Origin of the sequence: Vibrio sp. V08_P9A1T1 (assembly GCF_963874405.1) — a bacterium.
GTDB classification, from domain to species: domain Bacteria; phylum Pseudomonadota; class Gammaproteobacteria; order Enterobacterales; family Vibrionaceae; genus Vibrio; species Vibrio anguillarum.
This window is the reverse complement of record NZ_CAWNIB010000269.1, coordinates 1-18,755: the sequence shown is the minus strand read 5'-3', so window position 1 is coordinate 18,755 and position 18,755 is coordinate 1. Positions and strand designations below refer to the sequence as shown.

Annotated in this window: 13 protein-coding genes; 10 read left to right on the top strand and 3 right to left on the bottom strand. The window is 45.3% G+C overall.

The features are described from left to right. The 3 genes from AACT21_RS12630 to AACT21_RS12620 all read left to right on the top strand — a co-directional run. A partial coding sequence (locus tag AACT21_RS12630; RefSeq protein WP_094163707.1) for a peptidase domain-containing ABC transporter occupies positions 1–1,846 on the top strand: 1,846 nt, incomplete at its 5' end. Further along, positions 1,843–3,195, top strand: a complete 1,353-nt coding sequence (locus AACT21_RS12625; protein WP_094150530.1) for an HlyD family type I secretion periplasmic adaptor subunit — start codon at positions 1,843–1,845, stop codon at positions 3,193–3,195. The genes AACT21_RS12630 and AACT21_RS12625, both read left to right, overlap by 4 nt. Before the next feature lies 1 nt (position 3,196). Next, complete coding sequence (locus AACT21_RS12620) at positions 3,197–5,332, top strand: type I secretion system permease/ATPase (RefSeq protein ID WP_094163705.1); 2,136 nt, start codon at positions 3,197–3,199, stop codon at positions 5,330–5,332. A gap of 46 nt (positions 5,333–5,378) precedes the next feature. Here AACT21_RS12620 and AACT21_RS12615 read toward each other — a convergent pair whose 3' ends face one another. Continuing rightward, on the bottom strand, positions 5,379–7,337 hold the full coding sequence (locus tag AACT21_RS12615; RefSeq protein ID WP_013856634.1) for a methyl-accepting chemotaxis protein: 1,959 nt from the start codon (positions 7,335–7,337) through the stop codon (positions 5,379–5,381). A 217-nt stretch (positions 7,338–7,554) separates the two neighbouring features. Between AACT21_RS12615 and AACT21_RS12610 the strand changes: the two genes are divergently transcribed. The 6 genes from AACT21_RS12610 to cdd all read left to right on the top strand — a co-directional run bounded on the left by AACT21_RS12610 (position 7,555) and on the right by cdd (position 13,635). After that, on the top strand, positions 7,555–8,238 hold the full coding sequence (locus tag AACT21_RS12610; protein WP_094163702.1) for an NAD(P)H-binding protein: 684 nt from the start codon (positions 7,555–7,557) through the stop codon (positions 8,236–8,238). 220 nt (positions 8,239–8,458) lie between these two features. Then, on the top strand, positions 8,459–9,826 hold the full coding sequence (locus tag AACT21_RS12605; RefSeq protein WP_026028454.1) for an L-cystine transporter: 1,368 nt from the start codon (positions 8,459–8,461) through the stop codon (positions 9,824–9,826). 151 nt (positions 9,827–9,977) lie between these two features. Next, positions 9,978–11,402, top strand: coding sequence for an exodeoxyribonuclease I (gene sbcB / locus AACT21_RS12600; RefSeq protein ID WP_017047014.1), 1,425 nt, complete (start codon positions 9,978–9,980; stop codon positions 11,400–11,402). Positions 11,403–11,526: 124 nt separating this feature from the next. Continuing rightward, complete coding sequence (locus AACT21_RS12595; protein ID WP_033197434.1) at positions 11,527–11,859, top strand: CidA/LrgA family protein; 333 nt, start codon at positions 11,527–11,529, stop codon at positions 11,857–11,859. Further along, positions 11,859–12,539, top strand: coding sequence for a CidB/LrgB family autolysis modulator (locus AACT21_RS12590; protein WP_094163700.1), 681 nt, complete (start codon positions 11,859–11,861; stop codon positions 12,537–12,539). Before AACT21_RS12595 ends, AACT21_RS12590 begins: the two co-directional genes overlap by 1 nt. Positions 12,540–12,747: 208 nt before the next feature. Next, entirely contained in the window at positions 12,748–13,635 is an 888-nt protein-coding gene (cdd, locus tag AACT21_RS12585; protein ID WP_094163698.1) for a cytidine deaminase, read from the top strand. 58 nt (positions 13,636–13,693) lie between these two features. Here cdd and AACT21_RS12580 read toward each other — a convergent pair whose 3' ends face one another. After that, positions 13,694–16,441, bottom strand: coding sequence for a bifunctional diguanylate cyclase/phosphodiesterase (locus AACT21_RS12580; RefSeq protein WP_254917168.1), 2,748 nt, complete (start codon positions 16,439–16,441; stop codon positions 13,694–13,696). 288 nt (positions 16,442–16,729) lie between these two features. Here AACT21_RS12580 and purT point away from each other — a divergent pair, with 288 nt between their 5' ends. Then, the gene (gene purT, locus AACT21_RS12575; RefSeq protein ID WP_017047011.1) at positions 16,730–17,905 is read left to right on the top strand and encodes a formate-dependent phosphoribosylglycinamide formyltransferase; all 1,176 of its coding nucleotides are present in this window, start codon (positions 16,730–16,732) and stop codon (positions 17,903–17,905) included. A 67-nt stretch (positions 17,906–17,972) separates the two neighbouring features. Here purT and AACT21_RS12570 read toward each other — a convergent pair. After that, positions 17,973–18,755 (bottom strand): methyl-accepting chemotaxis protein (locus AACT21_RS12570; protein ID WP_141195242.1); only part of this gene is annotated, 783 nt, incomplete at its 5' end.

Sequence of the window (18,755 nt, the reverse complement as noted above, 5' to 3'; positions counted from 1 at the left end):
GGATAAATGTTTAATTCATCCATGTGATTCAGATACCCCAAAAGTAGTAGATACAAGCTATTTAAAACAGAATTGGAATGGAAAAACGCTAGATATCAAAAAAAAGCAATCCTCTTTTGATATTCGTTGGTTCTTACCTGAATTATCGCAACATAAACATTTAATCGCTGAGATTGTTTTATTCTCTTTCGTACTGCAAGTTATTGCACTTATTACACCGCTATTTTTCCAAGTCGTGATGGACAAAGTATTAGTGCATCAAGCCCACTCGACACTCGATGTTTTAGTGTTCGTCTTAGTTATTTCTGGAATAGCTGAGGTATTGCTACGCGGTTTACGCGAATATCAATATGCTCATACCGCTAACCGCATTGATATTAAGCTTGGCATTAAATTGGTTCACCATCTGTTTGGTTTGCCGCTGCTGTTTTTCAAATCAAGGCAAGTTGGGGCGATTGTGACTCGAGTAAGAGAGCTCGATACCATACGCGAGTTCATCACAGGTTCAATGTTTACCCTCACGATTGATCTCGTTTTTCTCGTGATCTTTTTCTATGTGATGAGCTTACTTTCTGGCGGGCTAACCTTATTGGTATTGGCCACACTGCCGTGTTATCTCTTTTTGACTTGGTGGCTAACCCCAAGGCTGCAACAAGCGATTGAACAACAATTTACCCATATGGCGCACAACACTTCGTTTCTAACTGAAACCGTCGCGGGGAGTGATACCATTAAAAGCTTAGCGACTGAACCTCGCTTTATTCGACGTTGGGATACTCAAACCGAACAGATGATATCGAGCAACTATGTGGTTCAGCAGTGGAATAACCGCTCTAGCCACGCAGTGCAGTTCATCCAAAAAATAGCGAGCGTCTTTCTACTATGGATTGGCGCATCCGAAGTGCTCGCGTTACAAATGACCATAGGTCAACTGATCGCTTTTAACATGCTCGCCAGTCATGTTGCACAAACTCTTGCCCGGCTCGTCGAGCTGTGGGGACAATTTATACAAGCGCAAATTGCAGTCGATAAACTTTCCGACCTACTCAATTTGCCCACCGAGCAGCAGCAAGCCAGCCATCCTCTACAGCTGCAAGGTGCGATCACTCTCAATCAGGTGAGTTTCCGTTATCAACCCGATTTACCGCTGACCATCAATCAGCTTTCACTCAATATCCAAGCGGGTGAGAAAATTGGTGTGGTCGGTGGCTCGGGGTCGGGAAAAAGCACCTTGGCTCGGCTTTTACTCAAGCTGTACAGCCCTGAATCAGGCCAAATCATGTTCGATAACACCCCACTCAAACAGATCGGTGTTCATGAATTGCGTCGCCAGTTGGGGGTGGTATCACAAGAGAACTTTCTCTTTAGTAAAAGTGTTGGTGACAACATTGCCCATTCAAAGCCACAAGCCAACTTGGATGAGATTGTGCAAGCGGCAAAATTAGCGGGCGCTCATGAGTTTATTTTAAAGCTGCCACTAGGTTACGACACGATTTTAGCCGAAGGGGGGCAGTCACTTTCAGGCGGACAACGACAACGTTTAGCCATTGCCCGCACACTGCTTGCAGACCCTAAGATTTTGATTCTTGATGAAGCCACCAGCGCTTTAGATGATGAATCACAAGCCATCATTCAAACCAATATGGAGCAAATTGCCGCCGGGCGTACCGTTATCACCATCGCACACCGCCTCTCTACGGTAAGAGAGTGTGACCGGATTATCGTACTGGAAAAAGGCGAGATTGCAGAGCAAGGCACGCATCTACAACTTCTCGCAGAGCAAGGCAAATATTTCCAGTTGTGGCAACTGCAACAAGCATTAAAACAAGAGGATGAGCAAGTATGATCTCTCAGTTAAAGAAGCTTCGCTCTAAGCGCCCGAAAACGAACGGCTACTTTGAGTTTTTACCCGGCCATCTTGCTCTACAGCAGAGCCCGCCCTCTCCGTTTGCTCGCATCACCGCCATCACGCTAAGTGTAGGGTTACTGCTCACCTTACTTTGGACCTATTGGGGGAAATTGGATATCCAAGCGACCGCAAACGGGCGGCTGTTAGTCCCTGGGCGCTCGCAAGTGATTCAGTCTTACGAACAAAGCCGAGTAGCACAAATCCATATAGCAGACGGCGAACGTGTCGAAAAAGGGATGCCCTTACTGACTCTGGACACGTTAGGCGTTAGCCAAGATATTGAACGTTTGCGTCATCAAATACGCTATCAAACCCATGAATTTCTCAAGTATCAAGCTTTGCGTGGTAAGGCTGATCTAGCTCAACATCCCCTGTATTTGGCATTGGCACCTTCGGCACAGCAAGAGGTCATCGACAGCTTTGATACTGAAAAGAACGAATTCACATCGGTGTTGGAAAACTTGCGTGCTGAAATGCAGGTCAATCTTGCTTCCCAGTCCTCACTTGAAGTCGACATCAGAGGCTTAAAACAGTTAGTGAGTAATATTACTCAGCGCCTTGATGCTCAAAAAAAGCTCAAGCAACAGCGTTTGATCGGTCAAGTGCAGTATCTGGAGCAGGAAAAAGAGCTATTAGAATCCGAACGAGCGTTAGCCCAGCAAACATCACAACAGCACGTGCTGCAAAAGCAATATCTCAACCTAGAAGAGCGTTTAAAAGCGCTGCGTGCGCAAAAAGCCAGAGAGTGGCAAGACAAAAGTCAGCAAGCACACCTACAACTCTCAGCGCTGCAACATGAACTGGACAAAGTACGCGAACATGAAGGATTACAAGTGGTTCGCTCTCCTGTCACTGGCACTGTACAGCAATTGAGTGTTCACACCCTTGGGGCAGTCTTACAACCAGCACAAAATTTGATGATTATTGTGCCTGACGATTCGGTACAAGTCGCCGAAGTTAAAATTCTCAATAAAGACATTGGCTTTATTTATGCTGGCCAACCCGTGACGTTGAAAATTGATGCCTTTCCCTATACGCGTTACGGCACCTTATCGGCAACATTGGTCCACGTTTCTAGAGACTCGACAATGGATGAGCAACTTGGGTTGGTTTTTCCCGCTCAAGTGCAATTGTTAAACCACACAATTGAGGTCGATGGTGCCTCTGTTGCCTTATTGCCCGGTATGTCTGTCGTGGCTGAGATTAAAACCGACCAACGTCGGATCATCGATTATCTACTCAGCCCAATCCGAGAATATCAAGCTGAAGCATTGCGAGAAAAATAGAGTGGATACCTTAACCAACACCGTCTCAACGGTTCATGATCAAGAAAGCCATGGCGCATTAGCGGCCCTCTCGTTTGCCAGCCTTTCATTTGATAAGAAAGTCACGCCATCACAACTGATTCATACACTAGGCGTTGCCGAAAATGAGCTCAGTGCTCTCGACATTCAGCGAGCCGCTCAATCTATTGGTCTGAAAAGCCGAATGATCACCGTCAGAGGAAGCGAGCCAATCCCGCTACCTGCTTTGGTCAAAATCCGTCAGCAATGGCATGTCATTCATGCGCTAAACGAGTATGGTTGGACCTTGTACGATCCCATTAAACAGCGCTATTTCGAGTTTCCGTTGGCGCAAGGATCTTCAAGTTCCTGTTATGAGGTCTTATTACTGATTGAGCAGAGTATAGAGCCAAGCGATGTCGCTTTTGGCCTCCGCTGGTTTATGCCTTCGGTACTTCGTCAGTCAAAACAGCTGCGTGATGTGTTTCTGTATTCGATTGTGCTACAACTGTTTGCCCTGTTTGGTCCCAAACTTTTTGAAACCGTTATTGATAAGGTTCTTGTGGGGCGAAGTTTGTCGAGTTTGCACGTTTTAGCGCTGGCTATGCTTGCGCTGGCTATTGCTGAACCTCTTTACAGTTATTTGCGCAATACGGTTTTTGGTCATCTTTCTAGTCAAGTCAATGCAGAGCTATCGGGGCGATTGTATCGGCATTTGATTAATCTTCCATTAAGTTATTTCAAGCAGCGTCAAACGGGGCAAATCATCGCCCGCGTACGGGAAATGGGGCAAATACGTCAGTTTTTGACGGGCTCAACCTTAATGCTGCTCTTGGATCTCATTTTTATCACCCTCTTTATTGGTGTGATGTTTCATTATGCGCCAGCGCTCACCGGGCTGATTATCGGTTCATTAGTGATTTATTTTCTGCTGTGGTTAGGTATTGGACCTTGGGTTCGTCACAAGGTAACGACAGAGTATGACGCAGAAGCAGAGACAACCACCTTCCTGACTGAATCTATAACGGGTATAGAAACAATCAAGACAACCGCAACGGAAGCTCGATTTTTAGAACGGTGGCAGCAAATACTCAGTCGACAAATTGAATGCGCGTTTTCAGCCCAAAAAGCCAGTTTAATTGCTGGGCAATTGATTGCCTTAGTGCAGAAAATAGCCGCTGCCATTTTACTTTGGTGGGGAGTCAACTTAGTGCTCAATGGGCAGCTCACCCCCGGTGAATTGGTCGCCTTCAATATGCTAGCAGGGCATGTTACTCAACCCGTTTTGCGACTTGCGCAAGTGTGGCAAGATTTCCAGCACACCTTAGTAGCCTTGCGTCGCGTAGGCGACATTCTTAACGAACCGGCTGAAAATAGTAAAGATGGCCTTGCTTCCATCCCTTCTGTTCAAGGAGGCATTGAGTTTAAAAATGTTCGCTTCCGTTATCATATCGATGCACCGGAAGTCTTAGCGAATCTCTCGTTGACCATCGCTCCGGGGCAATTTATTGGTATTACTGGGCCTTCCGGATCTGGAAAAAGTACATTAACGAAACTGCTACAGCGTCTTTATGTACCTTTGCATGGGCAAGTCTTGGTCGATGGTATGGATCTCGCCATTGCAGATCCGGTCTCGTTAAGGCGCAGCATGAGTGTGGTGCTACAAGAAAGCATGCTATTTGCAGGCAGCGTTGCCGACAATATTCGTCTTTGTAAACCCGATGCAAGCGATGCAGATCTGATAAACGTTGCAAAGCTTGCTGGTGCGTTAAACTTTATTGAAGCGCTGCCACAAGGGTTTGAACAACAAGTAGGAGAAAGAGGTGCAAACTTATCTGGCGGGCAACGTCAACGCATTGCACTGGCTCGCGCATTGTTAGTTAACCCAAAAATCTTACTGCTTGATGAAGCGACTTCAGCGCTCGATTATCAGTCAGAGGCGGCCATCATGAGCAATATGGAAACCATTTGCCATGATCGAACGGTGATCAGTATTGCACATCGGTTATCGACGATTCGTCATGCCGATAACATTATCGTCATCGAAGATGGGCAAGTGGCCGAGCAAGGTACTCACGAAGCGTTGCTCGCACGTGCAGGACTTTACGCACGTTTATGGAAACAACAAGTCAGTGGTTAACTTTCTCTCCTTCAAATGGGTTAGGTATAAAAAATCTCCCCAGAAATTACTGGGTCTTAAACTTACTCACTAAATTATTCAGATCATCAGCTGAACTCGCGAGATTTTGTGAGTTCAGTAGAGCTCGGCTCGATACATCATCAACTTTCTGAGTATCTTCTTGTACTTGATGAATATTACGATTAATTTCTTCTGCGACTAGGTGCTGCTCTTCGGCAGCCGTTGCGATTTGAGTATTCATATCGTGAATCGACAATACTGACTGATAGATGCCAGTAAAGCTATCGTTGACCGACTCAGTCGTTGTCACGGTTTTCCGTGACGCATTTAAACTCACGGTCATCTGTTCTGCGACTTCTTTGGTCCTATTTTGCAAACGTACCACTAAGCCGTTGATTTCTTCGGTTGAATCTTGCGTACGTTTTGCGAGCGCACGAACCTCATCCGCAACAACAGCAAAACCTCTTCCCTGCTCCCCTGCACGAGCCGCTTCAATCGCAGCGTTTAAAGCCAACAGGTTGGTCTGTTCAGCAATGCCGCGAATGGTATCTAAAATTGCAGTAATACCTTGGCTATCATTTTCTAACTCTTGAATCGTGGTTGAAGACGTTGAAATATAATCAGCTAACTGATTGACACTAGAAACCGCGGTGTGGATATTTTGCTGGCCTTGACTCACTAATTGCTGACTGTCATCAGCAGCCTGGGCTGCCGAGCTGCATAGCGTTGCTACTTCATTGGCAGTAGACACCATTTCATTAAACGCCGTTGATACCATCTCAACCGCTTGTTTCTGTCGTTGAGAAACGGCTGACAAGTCTTCCGATATTGTTGCCGCTCTTTGCGCCGATTCCCCCATCTGTTCTCCTGCATGGCCTATTTGCTGTACAAGTAATCGAATGGCTTTCAAAAATGCGTTGAAATACACAGCCAATTGACCCGTTTCATCGTTCGAACGAATGATCAATTCCTTGGTTAAATCACCTTCACCTTCAGCTATCTCTTGTAAGCCGTTTGAAACTAAACTAAGCGGCTTGGCGATCAACCCCGCTAAAAAAAGTGCGCCAATGATGAAAATCACTGTCAACACAAAAACAATCGCTAAAATGTATTTGATCAAGCTATTGCTTTCTGCCATAACTTCTTCGGTAGTAATCAGGCCAACGAACTTCCAACCTAACTTTTCGGAATTCATGACATTAGCCATATATTCCACACCGCCAATTTCGATATTGATAAAACCAGAGGATGTTTGACCTATCGTTTTGTATGCAGCAGCTAAGGAGTCAAGGGGTTGAAAATTGTTCTCTGGGTACTTAGCATCCACCAAGACGTTACCGCTATCCTCAACCATCATAATGTATCCGGTTTCGCCTAGTTTTATCTTCTTCACGATATCCGTCAGTGTTTTTAGCGAAACATCAATCGCAACCACCCCAGCATTTTGGGTACCAGCAGCATTAAAGGACAAAACATTGCTCACAATCGTGGCGTCATCAGGCTCCCAATAATAGGCTTGAGTGCGTTTTATCTCGCCTGGGCTAGACATCGCCGTTTTGTACCACGGGCGAGCTCTAGGATCATAATTGTCTGACGCCTTACCCGTCGGCCATTGTATATATCCGCCCTCTTTGGTTCCCATGTAAACGTACGAATAACCTTTGTGCGCCTCACCCATAAGGTAAAGCGCTTCATAAATTCCACGCTCCACCATTCCATTGCTATCTGGGGTCATCGGTTCAGCTATTTTGTCGATATAACGGGTAATGGAACTGTCCACTTTTTGCAACGCGGGTGAGTTGGCTAACATTTTCACATTTTGTTCAATGCCAGAAAAATAGATGGCGATAGCATTATCAACCTGACTCATTTCTCCATGACTTTGTTCAATAAAATCACTAACGGCTTGTGAACGTAAATTCGTCACCATTACCGTTGAAACAATAGCAACAGGGATAATGGTCGCCGAAATCAAGCTGAGCAACAGTTTAGATTTTATTTTCATTGTTATTACGCCTTATCTCTGTATTTGACAGCAGCTCATTTCTTTTAGTTACCTACACTAAAAATTTAGTTAATAGCGATAAAGATGCAATGTCACTAAAGCGTTATTTCTAAAATAGGTGCTTATAAATGGTTGAATACGATGAAAGCGAAAGAATAAACTGCCATAAGTAAGCAGCACTGCATACAATCACTGCAAGGTAAAAAAGGAGAAAACGATGGATAAGCGACACAAAACTGTGATTATTGCTGGCGCTTCCGGTCTCGTTGGGCAGCATGCTTTAGCCATCATGCTAGAAGAGCAAGCCGTCTCTCAAATCTATTCTTTAGTCAGAAAAAGCACCGAAATCCAACACCCAAAGTTGCAAGAAATCATTCATCCGCAGTTGCAAATCACGCACTGGGATGAAAGTTTTGTCCCTCCCCAACTTGGCCTCATCGCACTAGGGACTACCCGTAAGCAAGCGGGTTCAAAGCAGGGGCTGGAGAAAGTAGACTATGAGTTGGTTTGTCAAGTTGCTCAAACAATGAAGACATTGGGTGTCAAGCGCATTGCCATCGTTTCGAGCTTAGGTGCCAAAGCTCGCTCTCAATCTCATTACTTACAATGCAAAGGGAGAATGGAAGAAACCATTCGCCGAATGGGTTTTGAACAAGTGACCTTCGTCAGGCCTGGGCCTCTAACTGGCATTCGGAAAAACAAGCGAACGGATGAAAAATGGGTACGAGTGATTCTGACTCTATTGCACCCTCTGCTACTAGGGCGCTTACGCAATTTTATCCCCATTTCCGCGCAAGATGTTGCAAGCGCTATGCTCTATTGCCTCTTTCAGATACAACCACACGCCATAGATATTTTGCACTCTCGCGATATGCTTGCCTTGCTCAAGAAGTATCAATGACTTGCTTAAATAACTCACCGATCGGTTCATTTACCAGCACAATAGAAAGATTGATAACCATTTGTTCTAAATCATGCTGATTTTGTCTTTGGATTAACCTACGTTAAAAGATATTGTTGCGTTTCATCGCTTTTATTCCCCTTTTACCTAGCATTATCGACTACATCGCTCATCGGCGATCAACGTAATCATGGGTACACAACTTTTAAGGTGTCGCATCATGTCAGTTGCAGCCATTGCCGCACTCGCAGTATTTATTGGCATTCTGTTTTTTCTCTTCGGACAGCAGAAAAAGTCTCACACTCTTTCACGCTTAGTGCTACTTGGGTTGATCCTAGGCAGCGCATTTGGCCTTGCTCTACAAGTGGTTCTTGGTGAAGGACATGTGGCCATCAAGGAAACATTAGGCTGGGTCAACGTCGTCGGTAACGGCTATGTTGGTTTGCTAAAAATGGTGATTATGCCTTTGGTGCTGGTGTCGATGATCGCTGCGGTTGTGAAGCTCGATAAAGGTGGCTCGCTGGGTAAAATCTCTGGCCTGACCATTTCTATCTTACTGCTGACGACTGCTGTCTCGGCATTGATCGGTATTTTTGTCACCCAAGCTTTTGGTTTAACAGCAGACGGCCTCGTTGAAGGCAGCCGTGAAACGGCGCGTATTGCTGTACTAGAAAGCCGCGCCGCTACTGTGAGTGATTTAACTATTCCTCAAATGCTATTAAGCTTTATTCCGACCAATCCTTTTGCCGACTTAACCGGTGCTCGCTCAACCTCGATCATCGCTGTGGTTATTTTTGGCGTACTAACGGGTATTGCAGCGCGTAAAGTAATGTCAGAGAAAGCCGAGCTAGAAACGCCAATCCGCACCTTTGTCGAAGCGATACAGTCGATTGTTATGCGCCTCGTGAAAATGGTGATGGCACTAACCCCTTACGGTATTGCGGCGTTGATGGCGAAAGTTGTCGCTACATCAAGCGCGGGCGATATTCTGAGTTTGCTCGGTTTTATTGTCGCCTCTTATGTCGCCATTGCATTGATGTTTGTGGTGCACGGTATATTAGTTTCTTTTGTAGGCGTTAGCCCTAAAGAGTATTTTCAAAAAATTTGGCCAGTGTTGACCTTCGCGTTCACCTCACGTAGCTCAGCGGCAACCATTCCTCTTAATGTAGAAGCGCAAATCACTAAGCTGAACGTACCACCAGCAATTGCCAACCTATCGGCTTCATTCGGTGCCACTATTGGTCAAAACGGCTGCGCTGGTATTTACCCAGCCATGCTCGCAGTGATGGTTGCTCCTACCGTCGGTATTAATCCAATGGACGTACACTTTATTTTGTCGCTAGTGGCGATTATCGCAATCAGCTCATTTGGTATTGCCGGCGTCGGTGGCGGTGCCACTTTTGCAGCCTTAATCGTGCTACCAGCGATGGGCCTACCAGTGACGATTGCAGCACTGCTTATCTCCATTGAACCGTTGATTGATATGGCCCGCACCGCGTTGAACGTTTCAGGCTCAATGACGGCAGGTACCATTACCAGCCGCTTACTGAACGGTAAACAGGTACAAGTTCAAGAACAGCAAGCCTAGAAAGTATCGAACGTTCTCGTTTTTCTCCAAGCCGGTGCCAATGCGCCGGCTTTTTCATTTCAAATCCTCATCAGAGCATGCTTCGCACATTGCTATGTCACACAGGCAATGGTCTAATAAACCTTAAATTTCAGCGACTGGATACTATCGAATGCGACAAGAGCACCCGCCTACTTTCTTTTTCCTCGACTATGAGACGTGGGGAGTCAACCCTGCGAAAGATCGTCCGAGCCAATTTGCGGGCGTTCGCACCGATATGGATTTTAATATTATTGGCGAACCACTGGTCATCTATTGCCAACCACCAGCGGACTATTTGCCTTCTCCAGAAGCGGCGCTTATTACGGGTATCACTCCACAAAAAGCGGTGGCCCAAGGCTTGCCAGAGCCTGAATTTATCGCCAAAATTCATCAACAACTCGCCACACCCAACACCACCAGTCTTGGTTACAACAGTATTCGTTTTGATGATGAAGTAACGCGTTACACTTGCTATCGTAATTTCATTGATCCGTATGCTTGGAGCTGGCAAAACGGCAATTCACGCTGGGATTTACTTGATGTGATGCGCGCCTGCCATGCGCTACGCCCAGAAGGCATCAACTGGCCCGAAAATGACGAAGGCTTTACCAGTTTTAAGCTGGAGCATCTCTCAGTTGCCAATGGCATCGAACATGCGAATGCCCACGATGCTATGGCCGATGTTATCGCCACCATTGAGCTAGCCAAAAAAGTAAAAGCCGCCCAACCCAAGTTGTTTGATTACTTTTTTAACATGCGCCATAAACGCAAACTCAATGATCTGATTGATATCGTCAACATGACACCTTTAATGCACGTATCGGGTATGTTAGGCCGAGAATGCCAATATACCAGTTGGATCGTGCCGATTGCTTGGCATCCCACCAATCAAAATGCGGTTATTGTGGTGGACCTTGCCAAAAACCCTCAACCCCTGATCGATTTAAGCAGCGAAGAACTGCATCAACGTCTATATACCAAACGCGAAGAGTTGGCAGAAGATGAATTGCCAGTGCCCATCAAATTAGTGCATCTCAATAAATGCCCTATCCTTGCGCCGGCCAAAACATTAACGGCCGAAAATGCAGACCATATCGGGGTCGATAGAAACCTGTGCCTTGAACACTTAGCGCTCATCAAGCAGTACCCTGAGATCAGAGAAAAGCTGATTGGCCTCTACACAATTGAGCGAGAATATAAGCACAGTGACGATGTCGATACTCAACTCTACGACGGTTTCTTCTCTCCAGCCGACAAAGCGGCGATGGAGATCATTCGCCAAGCTGACCCTGTCAACCTCGCCGCATTAGACATTAGTTTTAGCGATAAGCGCATCGAACCCTTGCTGTTTCGCTACCGCGCTCGCCATTACCCATTGACATTAAGTGACGAAGAGCAAAGACGTTGGGCAACTCACTGTCGTGATTATTTCGAAAGCCACCTTGAAGAGTACATGCTCAATTTAGAGAACTTAGTTCACACCCACAGCAGTGACGAAAAGAAAATGGCTATTTTAAAATCCGTTTACCGTTATGTGGAAGACATCGCGAGTTAATGTACGAGGTTTTCGCGCTGTCAGGTTTCAAACCAACACGCTGCGATTCCATTTCCGAAAATAGTTTAGGCACAACAAGGCACCGACTTTTATTGTGAATACCATTGCAAAATATTTGGTCTCTATGGGGCTGATTTTCCTTTGCCTGATGGCAGGTATCAATCTTCAACATTGGCTTGGCATCACCATTCCGGGCAGTATTATCGGAATGCTAATTCTGTTTAGTTTATTGGCAAGTGGGCTCGTGCCTGTCGAATGGGTAAAACCCAGTGCCAGTCTTTTTATCCGTTATATGGTCATTTTATTTGTCCCTATCAGTGTCGGATTAATCGAGCATTTTGATTTATTGATGAGTAACGCCATCCCGATTCTTGCCAGCGCGGTGGGCGGTACGCTGATCGTATTAGTTTGTCTGGGTTTAGGGTTGGATCGTTTTTTGAAGAAGGGGAATAAGTGATGTGGTTATTACTCACGATTGCGGTCTTTTTCCTGACACGTTGGATCAGTAAAAAATGCAAAACGGCCATAATGAATCCGTTACTGCTCAGCCTTGTGATCATCATTCCTATCTTGCTATTTTTTAACATCCCTTATGCCAGTTACTATGCTGATAACCAGTGGCTGAGCTTTCTGTTGCAACCGGCCGTGGTGGCGCTGGCTTATCCTCTCTATGAACAACTGCCTCAAATCCGCTCAAATTGGCGCATCATTGCCCTCGCCTGCGGGGTGGGCAGTGCTATGTCAATGCTCACTGCCAGCTTAATTGCTGTTTATCTTCAAACGGATATACATTTAATCGCCAGCCTACTGGGTAAATCAGTTACCACACCGATTGCGATGGAAGTTTCCAGTAACCTCGATGGGGAGCCAGCCATTGCCGCCGTTTTAGTGGTCATTGTAGGGCTGTTTGGCGCGATTCTCGCCTACCCTATCTATAACCTTCTCAACATCACGCATCCAATTGCTAAAGGCTTAACCATGGGCACCGTATCTCATGCGCTGGGCACAGCAACCTGCGCTGAAAAAGATCCACGTGATGCAGCATTTAGTTCACTTGCATTAGTCGTGTGCGGCGTAATCACATCGATACTTGCTCCAAGTTTTTTTGCTTTTTCAATGTGGTTGTCCACGCTATAGAGTACCAACAGAAATCAAAGATACGTCTACTCATGGATTTTGATTGTAGACGTGTCTCACTCTAAGGCTGACTGTAATCGATTTCATGTGTGACCTCACTCTAAATGTGAAAACCAAAATTACGTTACATTGCATTACGTGACTTAAATCTCAGTAAAATTTCATTCTTCGCCTAGAATATTCGTCAATACATAGATAAGGACTCATTATGAAAAGCCGTATTGAACAGGCGCTAGCTGATACGCCAAAAACCGTTGCAGAATTTTTGTCGCCCATTCTGCTGTGCGATGATTTTGACGCAACCCTATCACCAGAACAGTTCAACCAACTGCTTTCTCTTTCTGGCTTAGACGATGCGGAATTGCGCGTTGCACTGCTGCCTTTTGCGGCCGCCTATGCTTATGTACCGCTTTCAAACTTTTACGTGGGAGCCATCGTCAGAGGTTTATCGGGCCGTTTGTACTTTGGCGCGAATATGGAGTTTTCCGGTGCACAATTAGGCCAAACCGTACACGCCGAGCAATGTGCCATCAGCCATGCGTGGATGAAAGGTGAACAAGGCGTTGCTGACATTACCATCAACTTCAGCCCTTGTGGGCACTGCCGTCAGTTTATGAATGAGCTTACGACCGCAGACTCGCTTGTCATTCAGCTACCACAGCGTGATGAGAAGTCACTGCAAGAGTACCTACCTGAATCATTTGGTCCTGCCGATTTAGGTGTTGATTCTGGTCTAATGGCAGACGCTAACCACGGCAAAACAACTACCGAGGATGACCCACTCATTGGCTTAGCTCTTAATGGCCTAAACCGCAGTTACGCACCCTATACCAACAATCTCAGTGGTGTTGTCCTGCAAATTGAGAATGGTAAAACCTACGTCGGTGCGTATGCTGAAAATGCCGCATTCAACCCAAGCTTACCACCATTGCAAGTTGCTCTTGTTCAGTTAATGATGGATGGCCAACGCTTTGATAATATTGTCGCAGCCGCATTAGTTGAGATGTCTGATGGCAGTATTAGCCATTTAGCCGATACTCAAGCCACCTTGGAAGTAATTAACCCAGACATTCCTCTTTCCTATCTTGTGGTTTAGGCGCTCTAGTGAAAAATCCCCAACGCATGGGGATTTTTGCCTTTTGATGGTGCAGGTTTTACCGCATATCCTTTCCGCCCAACAAATTATCGAACACCTCTTGTTTACTCATCGGCTTGTAAAAATAGAAGCCTTGGATCTCATCAATATTCCAGACTTTGAGTTTGCGCAGTTGCGAAGCAGTTTCAACCCCTTCAGCCACGGTAGTTAAGCCTAGCTCTTGCGACATATTGATAATACTGCGCACCAAGGTTTTGGCTTTGTCATTGGATTCCAATGTGGAAATATAAGACTGGTCTAACTTCACTATATCTAATGGAAAATCACACAATGTACTAAACGAGGAATACCCCGTACCAAAATCATCAAGCGCCAACTGTATACCGAGTTTTTTTATCGCATCCATGCGTTTGATCGTCTCTTCTTCAGCCCCCAACAACATACTTTCCGTCAATTCGAGCACTAATTGTCCCGGTTCAATTTGATATTTTTCAATCAATACTGATAAGTACCCGACCAATTTTTTACTGTAGAAATGCGGGCTAGAAAGATTGACGTGAATACTTAGCCGTTTACCCAACGAAAATTGCGACTGCGTTTGCAGTTCGCTAATAAATTGACAGGCTTGGCCTAGTATCTGCTCTCCCAATTCAATGATCACTTTACGTTGCTCAGCCAAAGGGATAAATACGGTTGGTGAAACCATACCAAGTTGAGGGTGCTTCCAGCGAGCCAGAGCTTCAAAGCCAATGATTTCGGCACTGTCTGCACGAACAATCGGCTGATAGTAAGCAATAATATGACCATCTTTCACGGCTGAGATAAGATCTCGATTGATCGCTAACGACTTCTGGGCATGAACAAACAATTCTTGTGTCACTGAAACAACCAGGCTGGCTCCAGCTTTCTCTGTTTGTTGAATGGCATAAAAACCACTTTGAACCAAAGTTTCAAAAGAATCGATAGTCAATTGTGAATCAATCACAGCGCCTTCCACACTCAAATCGAGTTCCAAGCCGCCAATGTCAGTCTTCCTCTTGTAACTATCGATAAGCTTAGTGCCTCTGTGAATCAAAAAAGAGGTTGCCCCGTTACCCAACTCACACACCATAAATTCATATTCACTAATTCGTCCCATTATGGACGTATTGAAACGGTTTCTAAGCGTAGCCGAAAAATGTTTAACGGCTATATCGTAAGCACTGTGTCCGTACACTTCTGAAATTTCTTTTAGTCTTTTAACCCGTAGGTAGAGCACGGAAAACCCACCACATTCAGTCGGATTGTCAATCAAAGGCTGGACTTGGCTCATCATCGTTGGACGATTAAGTAAACCTGACACTGGGTCACAATGAGTAAGGTCGTAAATAAGCTGCTCTTGCTGCTTTTGCTCGCTGATATCAGTAATCGATAGCATGATAGAACGATGCCCACGTTGTTCTATCAATGTAGCTTCGATAAGACACTCTAAACGCTGCTGACTCTTTGTAACAACATGTCCCTCAAATTCACGCATCCCTTGTTCTATATTTTGGTAGAGTAATTCACTGCTGCACACCACATCATTTTGTATAATACAAAACTCATCTAAAACTTTTCCAACCAACTCATCTCTAGAATAAGAAAGCATATCCAACAAGGCTTGGTTCACATCGACAATGAAGCGATCAACCACCAGCAACATTCCGAGATTTTGGCTTTGATAGAGTGCATCAAATTTCTGTAACGTCTCTTTAAGCCTATCTTCCGCCAAGGAGGATGAGGCAGCAAGTGAACGGACAAGTTCGGTAATTCGTTCAAACTCATCTTGTTTATCACTCGATTGTGAAGAGAATGCACTCTCTTCAATCAGCTGATTGATTCCACGCTCAAAATTCTCAAACCGTTTGGCTACCTTGCTGCGAAACAGAGCAAAAGTAGCCACGGCGACAAAGCCGGCCGCAATGATGATCGTCAAAATCAAATAATAAAAAGTTTCGTTCCCTTTTTGATAGTACAGCCGCTGAGCACAGGTTTTTAGATAGCCAATAGGTTGCCCTGTCATATCACTGAGTAAGGTGTAATGCGTGATATTATTTTGATCTCTTTCAATACCCTCTTGATTATGACTAACAGGTAAAATCACAGGAGCATCGGTAACTACAATGTCATTTTTAGCGGTTAGTAGGTTCTGATACTGAGAAGGGAAACGGCGGGTTAAGTGCTGTCCCCATAGCATCCACCCCACAACATCAGCCGTACCTTCACTGTTACGCACCGGAGTTAGGCTCACCACCCACACACTATTTTCCACACGGATGAGGCCAGAGCGGCTAGTTTTATCCTCATCAAGTGTGTGATGCATCTGAATTAAATGGTCGCTCACACCTTGTGAGCGTATCAACTGTTCCACTAACGAACAGTTTGTGCCAGGTTCAATATCCCGACATAAGTATTCAACCAATTGCGAGGATTCGGTGATGAAAGCCAAAACGTCTAAACCTAAAGTATCGAGGGAATCAGGATACAAGTTGCGCTCAGCAAATTGAGTGTCGCCATTCAACAGCAGCAGATAAGTTTCATCCCAATAAGCCCAATCATAAGAACGCTTTTCTTGCTGTACTAAAAGATCTTGAATGACCGACTGAGCTTGATTGCTATCTCGATGAATCTCAATTGATTCAAGTTCATTCAAACTATATAAAAAAAAGTGGCGAGTAATAAATAAGCTGCTAAGAATGATCCCAACCAACCCGACAGAAAACAACAGAGCAGTTTTCGTGTGTAGAGTTATAAAACGCAAACGTAAGAAAGTTTTCATAGCCATAGGTGTCTTTTTCTTAGTCAATCCCACATAAACTTTAGACTGAAATTACTTCATATTCTTAACGCAGTTTCTCGAATGCTGTTTACTGCACATTAATTGCTATTTCAGCCTTAATTTTGTACAGATATGAGTTCGTTTACTGCGTATTACACAAACCACTCTATCGACAGCACGAACAGGAAATTACTCATCTCTCATCACAAAGGCAAACGTTTGCTTTTATTCTTAATTTTAGTATGATTTTGGCTGTTTTCGCTATTACCTATTGCTTGAATGTAAGGATTCACTATGTTTGGTACTGCTACACGTGAAAATGCCACCCGCGTTTTACTGCTTGGTTCCGGAGAATTGGGCAAAGAGGTGGCAATTGAATGCCAACGCCTTGGTTTAGAAGTGATTGCCTGTGATCGCTACGCCAACGCTCCAGCAATGCAGGTGGCGCATCGTAGCCACGTATTGGATATGCTCGATGGCGATGCGCTACAAGCCATTATCGAACTCGAAAAACCAGACTACGTGGTGCCAGAAATTGAAGCAATTGCCACTCACAAGCTGGTTGAACTGGAAGCGCAAGGCTTAAACGTGGTCCCCACTGCAACGGCCACTCAATTGACGATGAACCGTGAAGGCATTCGCCGTTTAGCCGCAGAAACTCTTGCCTTACCTACCTCTCCTTATCAGTTTGCTGATGACTATAATGATTTTGTACTGGCGATTGAGCATGTCGGTATGCCTTGCGTAGTTAAGCCTGTGATGAGTTCATCAGGTAAAGGCCAAAGTGTGATTAAGACGCAAGAGGATATTAGCCGCGCTTGGGCATACGCTCAAGAAGGTGGCCGCAGTGGAGCAGGGAGAGTGATCGTCGAAGGCTTTATCGATTTCGACTACGAAATTACTCTCTTGACGATTCGAGCAGTGGATGGTGTCCATTTCTGCGCTCCCATTGGCCATCGACAAGAGGAAGGGGATTATCGCGAATCATGGCAACCACAAGTGATGTCGGCTAACGCAATTAAAGCCGCTGAATATGTAGCAGAACAAGTGGTTAATGCACTCGGTGGTTACGGCTTATTTGGTGTTGAACTGTTTGTAAAAGGCGATAATGTTATCTTCAATGAAGTGTCCCCTCGCCCACATGATACGGGAATGGTCACCCTCATTTCGCAAGAGCTGTCTGAATTTGCGTTACACGTGCGCGCGTTCACGGGTATGCCAATCAACAGTATTACCCAATATGGGCCATCGGCATCTGCGGTTATTTTAGGTCAAGGCACCTCCACTAACCTTAGATTTGATGGAATAAATGAAGCACTGTCTATCCCACACACTCAACTTCGTCTGTTTGGTAAACCAGACATTGATGGACGCCGTCGGCTTGGGGTTGCTCTGGCGAAAGATAAAGAACTCAAACAGGCTTTGCACAACGCAATTCAATGTGCCAAAAGCGTGCAAGTGATTCTGTAAAAACGCAAAGCGAGCCACTAGGCTCGCTTTCATTTTCTTCACCAACAATACTCGCTGCAGAGCCTTACTATTTAATCAGTTCACTGACCGTGCCAACCACACTGTCCGCGGCTTTTCTCATTTCATCAATCAGCTTTTGCGTCTCTTCTAGTTTGCTGTTACATGCCGTGACTTGGCCTTGAATTGCCCCCATCATCGATGTCGAGCTGTTGGTCAGTTCGCTATTGAGCTTAACAATATTACCAATTTCATCGGTCGCTTTGGTGGTATTGGAGGCCAATGAGCGCACCTCATCAGCAACCACAGCAAAACCCCGGCCATACTCCCCGGCACGCGCAGCCTCGATAGCGGCATTGAGCGCCAGCAAATTAGTCTGTTCTGCTATGCCTGTAATGGTGGTTACAATTTTGGTGATTTGCTGCGACTGGTTGGCCAGTTGCGTCATCGATGTATTCGCCTTAGTGATCGCGTTATCAATCTCTTTAGCAATGGAAGCGGCTTCGGCTAGCGTTCCCGTCCCGAGTTGAGCAATATGTACCGTTTCTTGCGAGGTATGATGCGCGACTTCTGCTGCATCTTTAATCGCCCGAGCTTGCAGTACTCGTTGCGTGACATCAGTTGCAAACTTAGTCACACCAATGACTTTATGATCTTCACTAAATACGGGGTTATAGTTTGCTTCCAACCAAATTTCATCGCCATGTTTTGTAAAACGTTTAAATAATCCCGTTTTAAAATGGCCGCTGGCAAGCGACGCCCAAAAATTCGGGTTCTTCTTGTAAAATAGATCATCACAAAATAATCGATGATGCTGACCAACCACTTCTTGTAATTTGTACCCAACACAGGA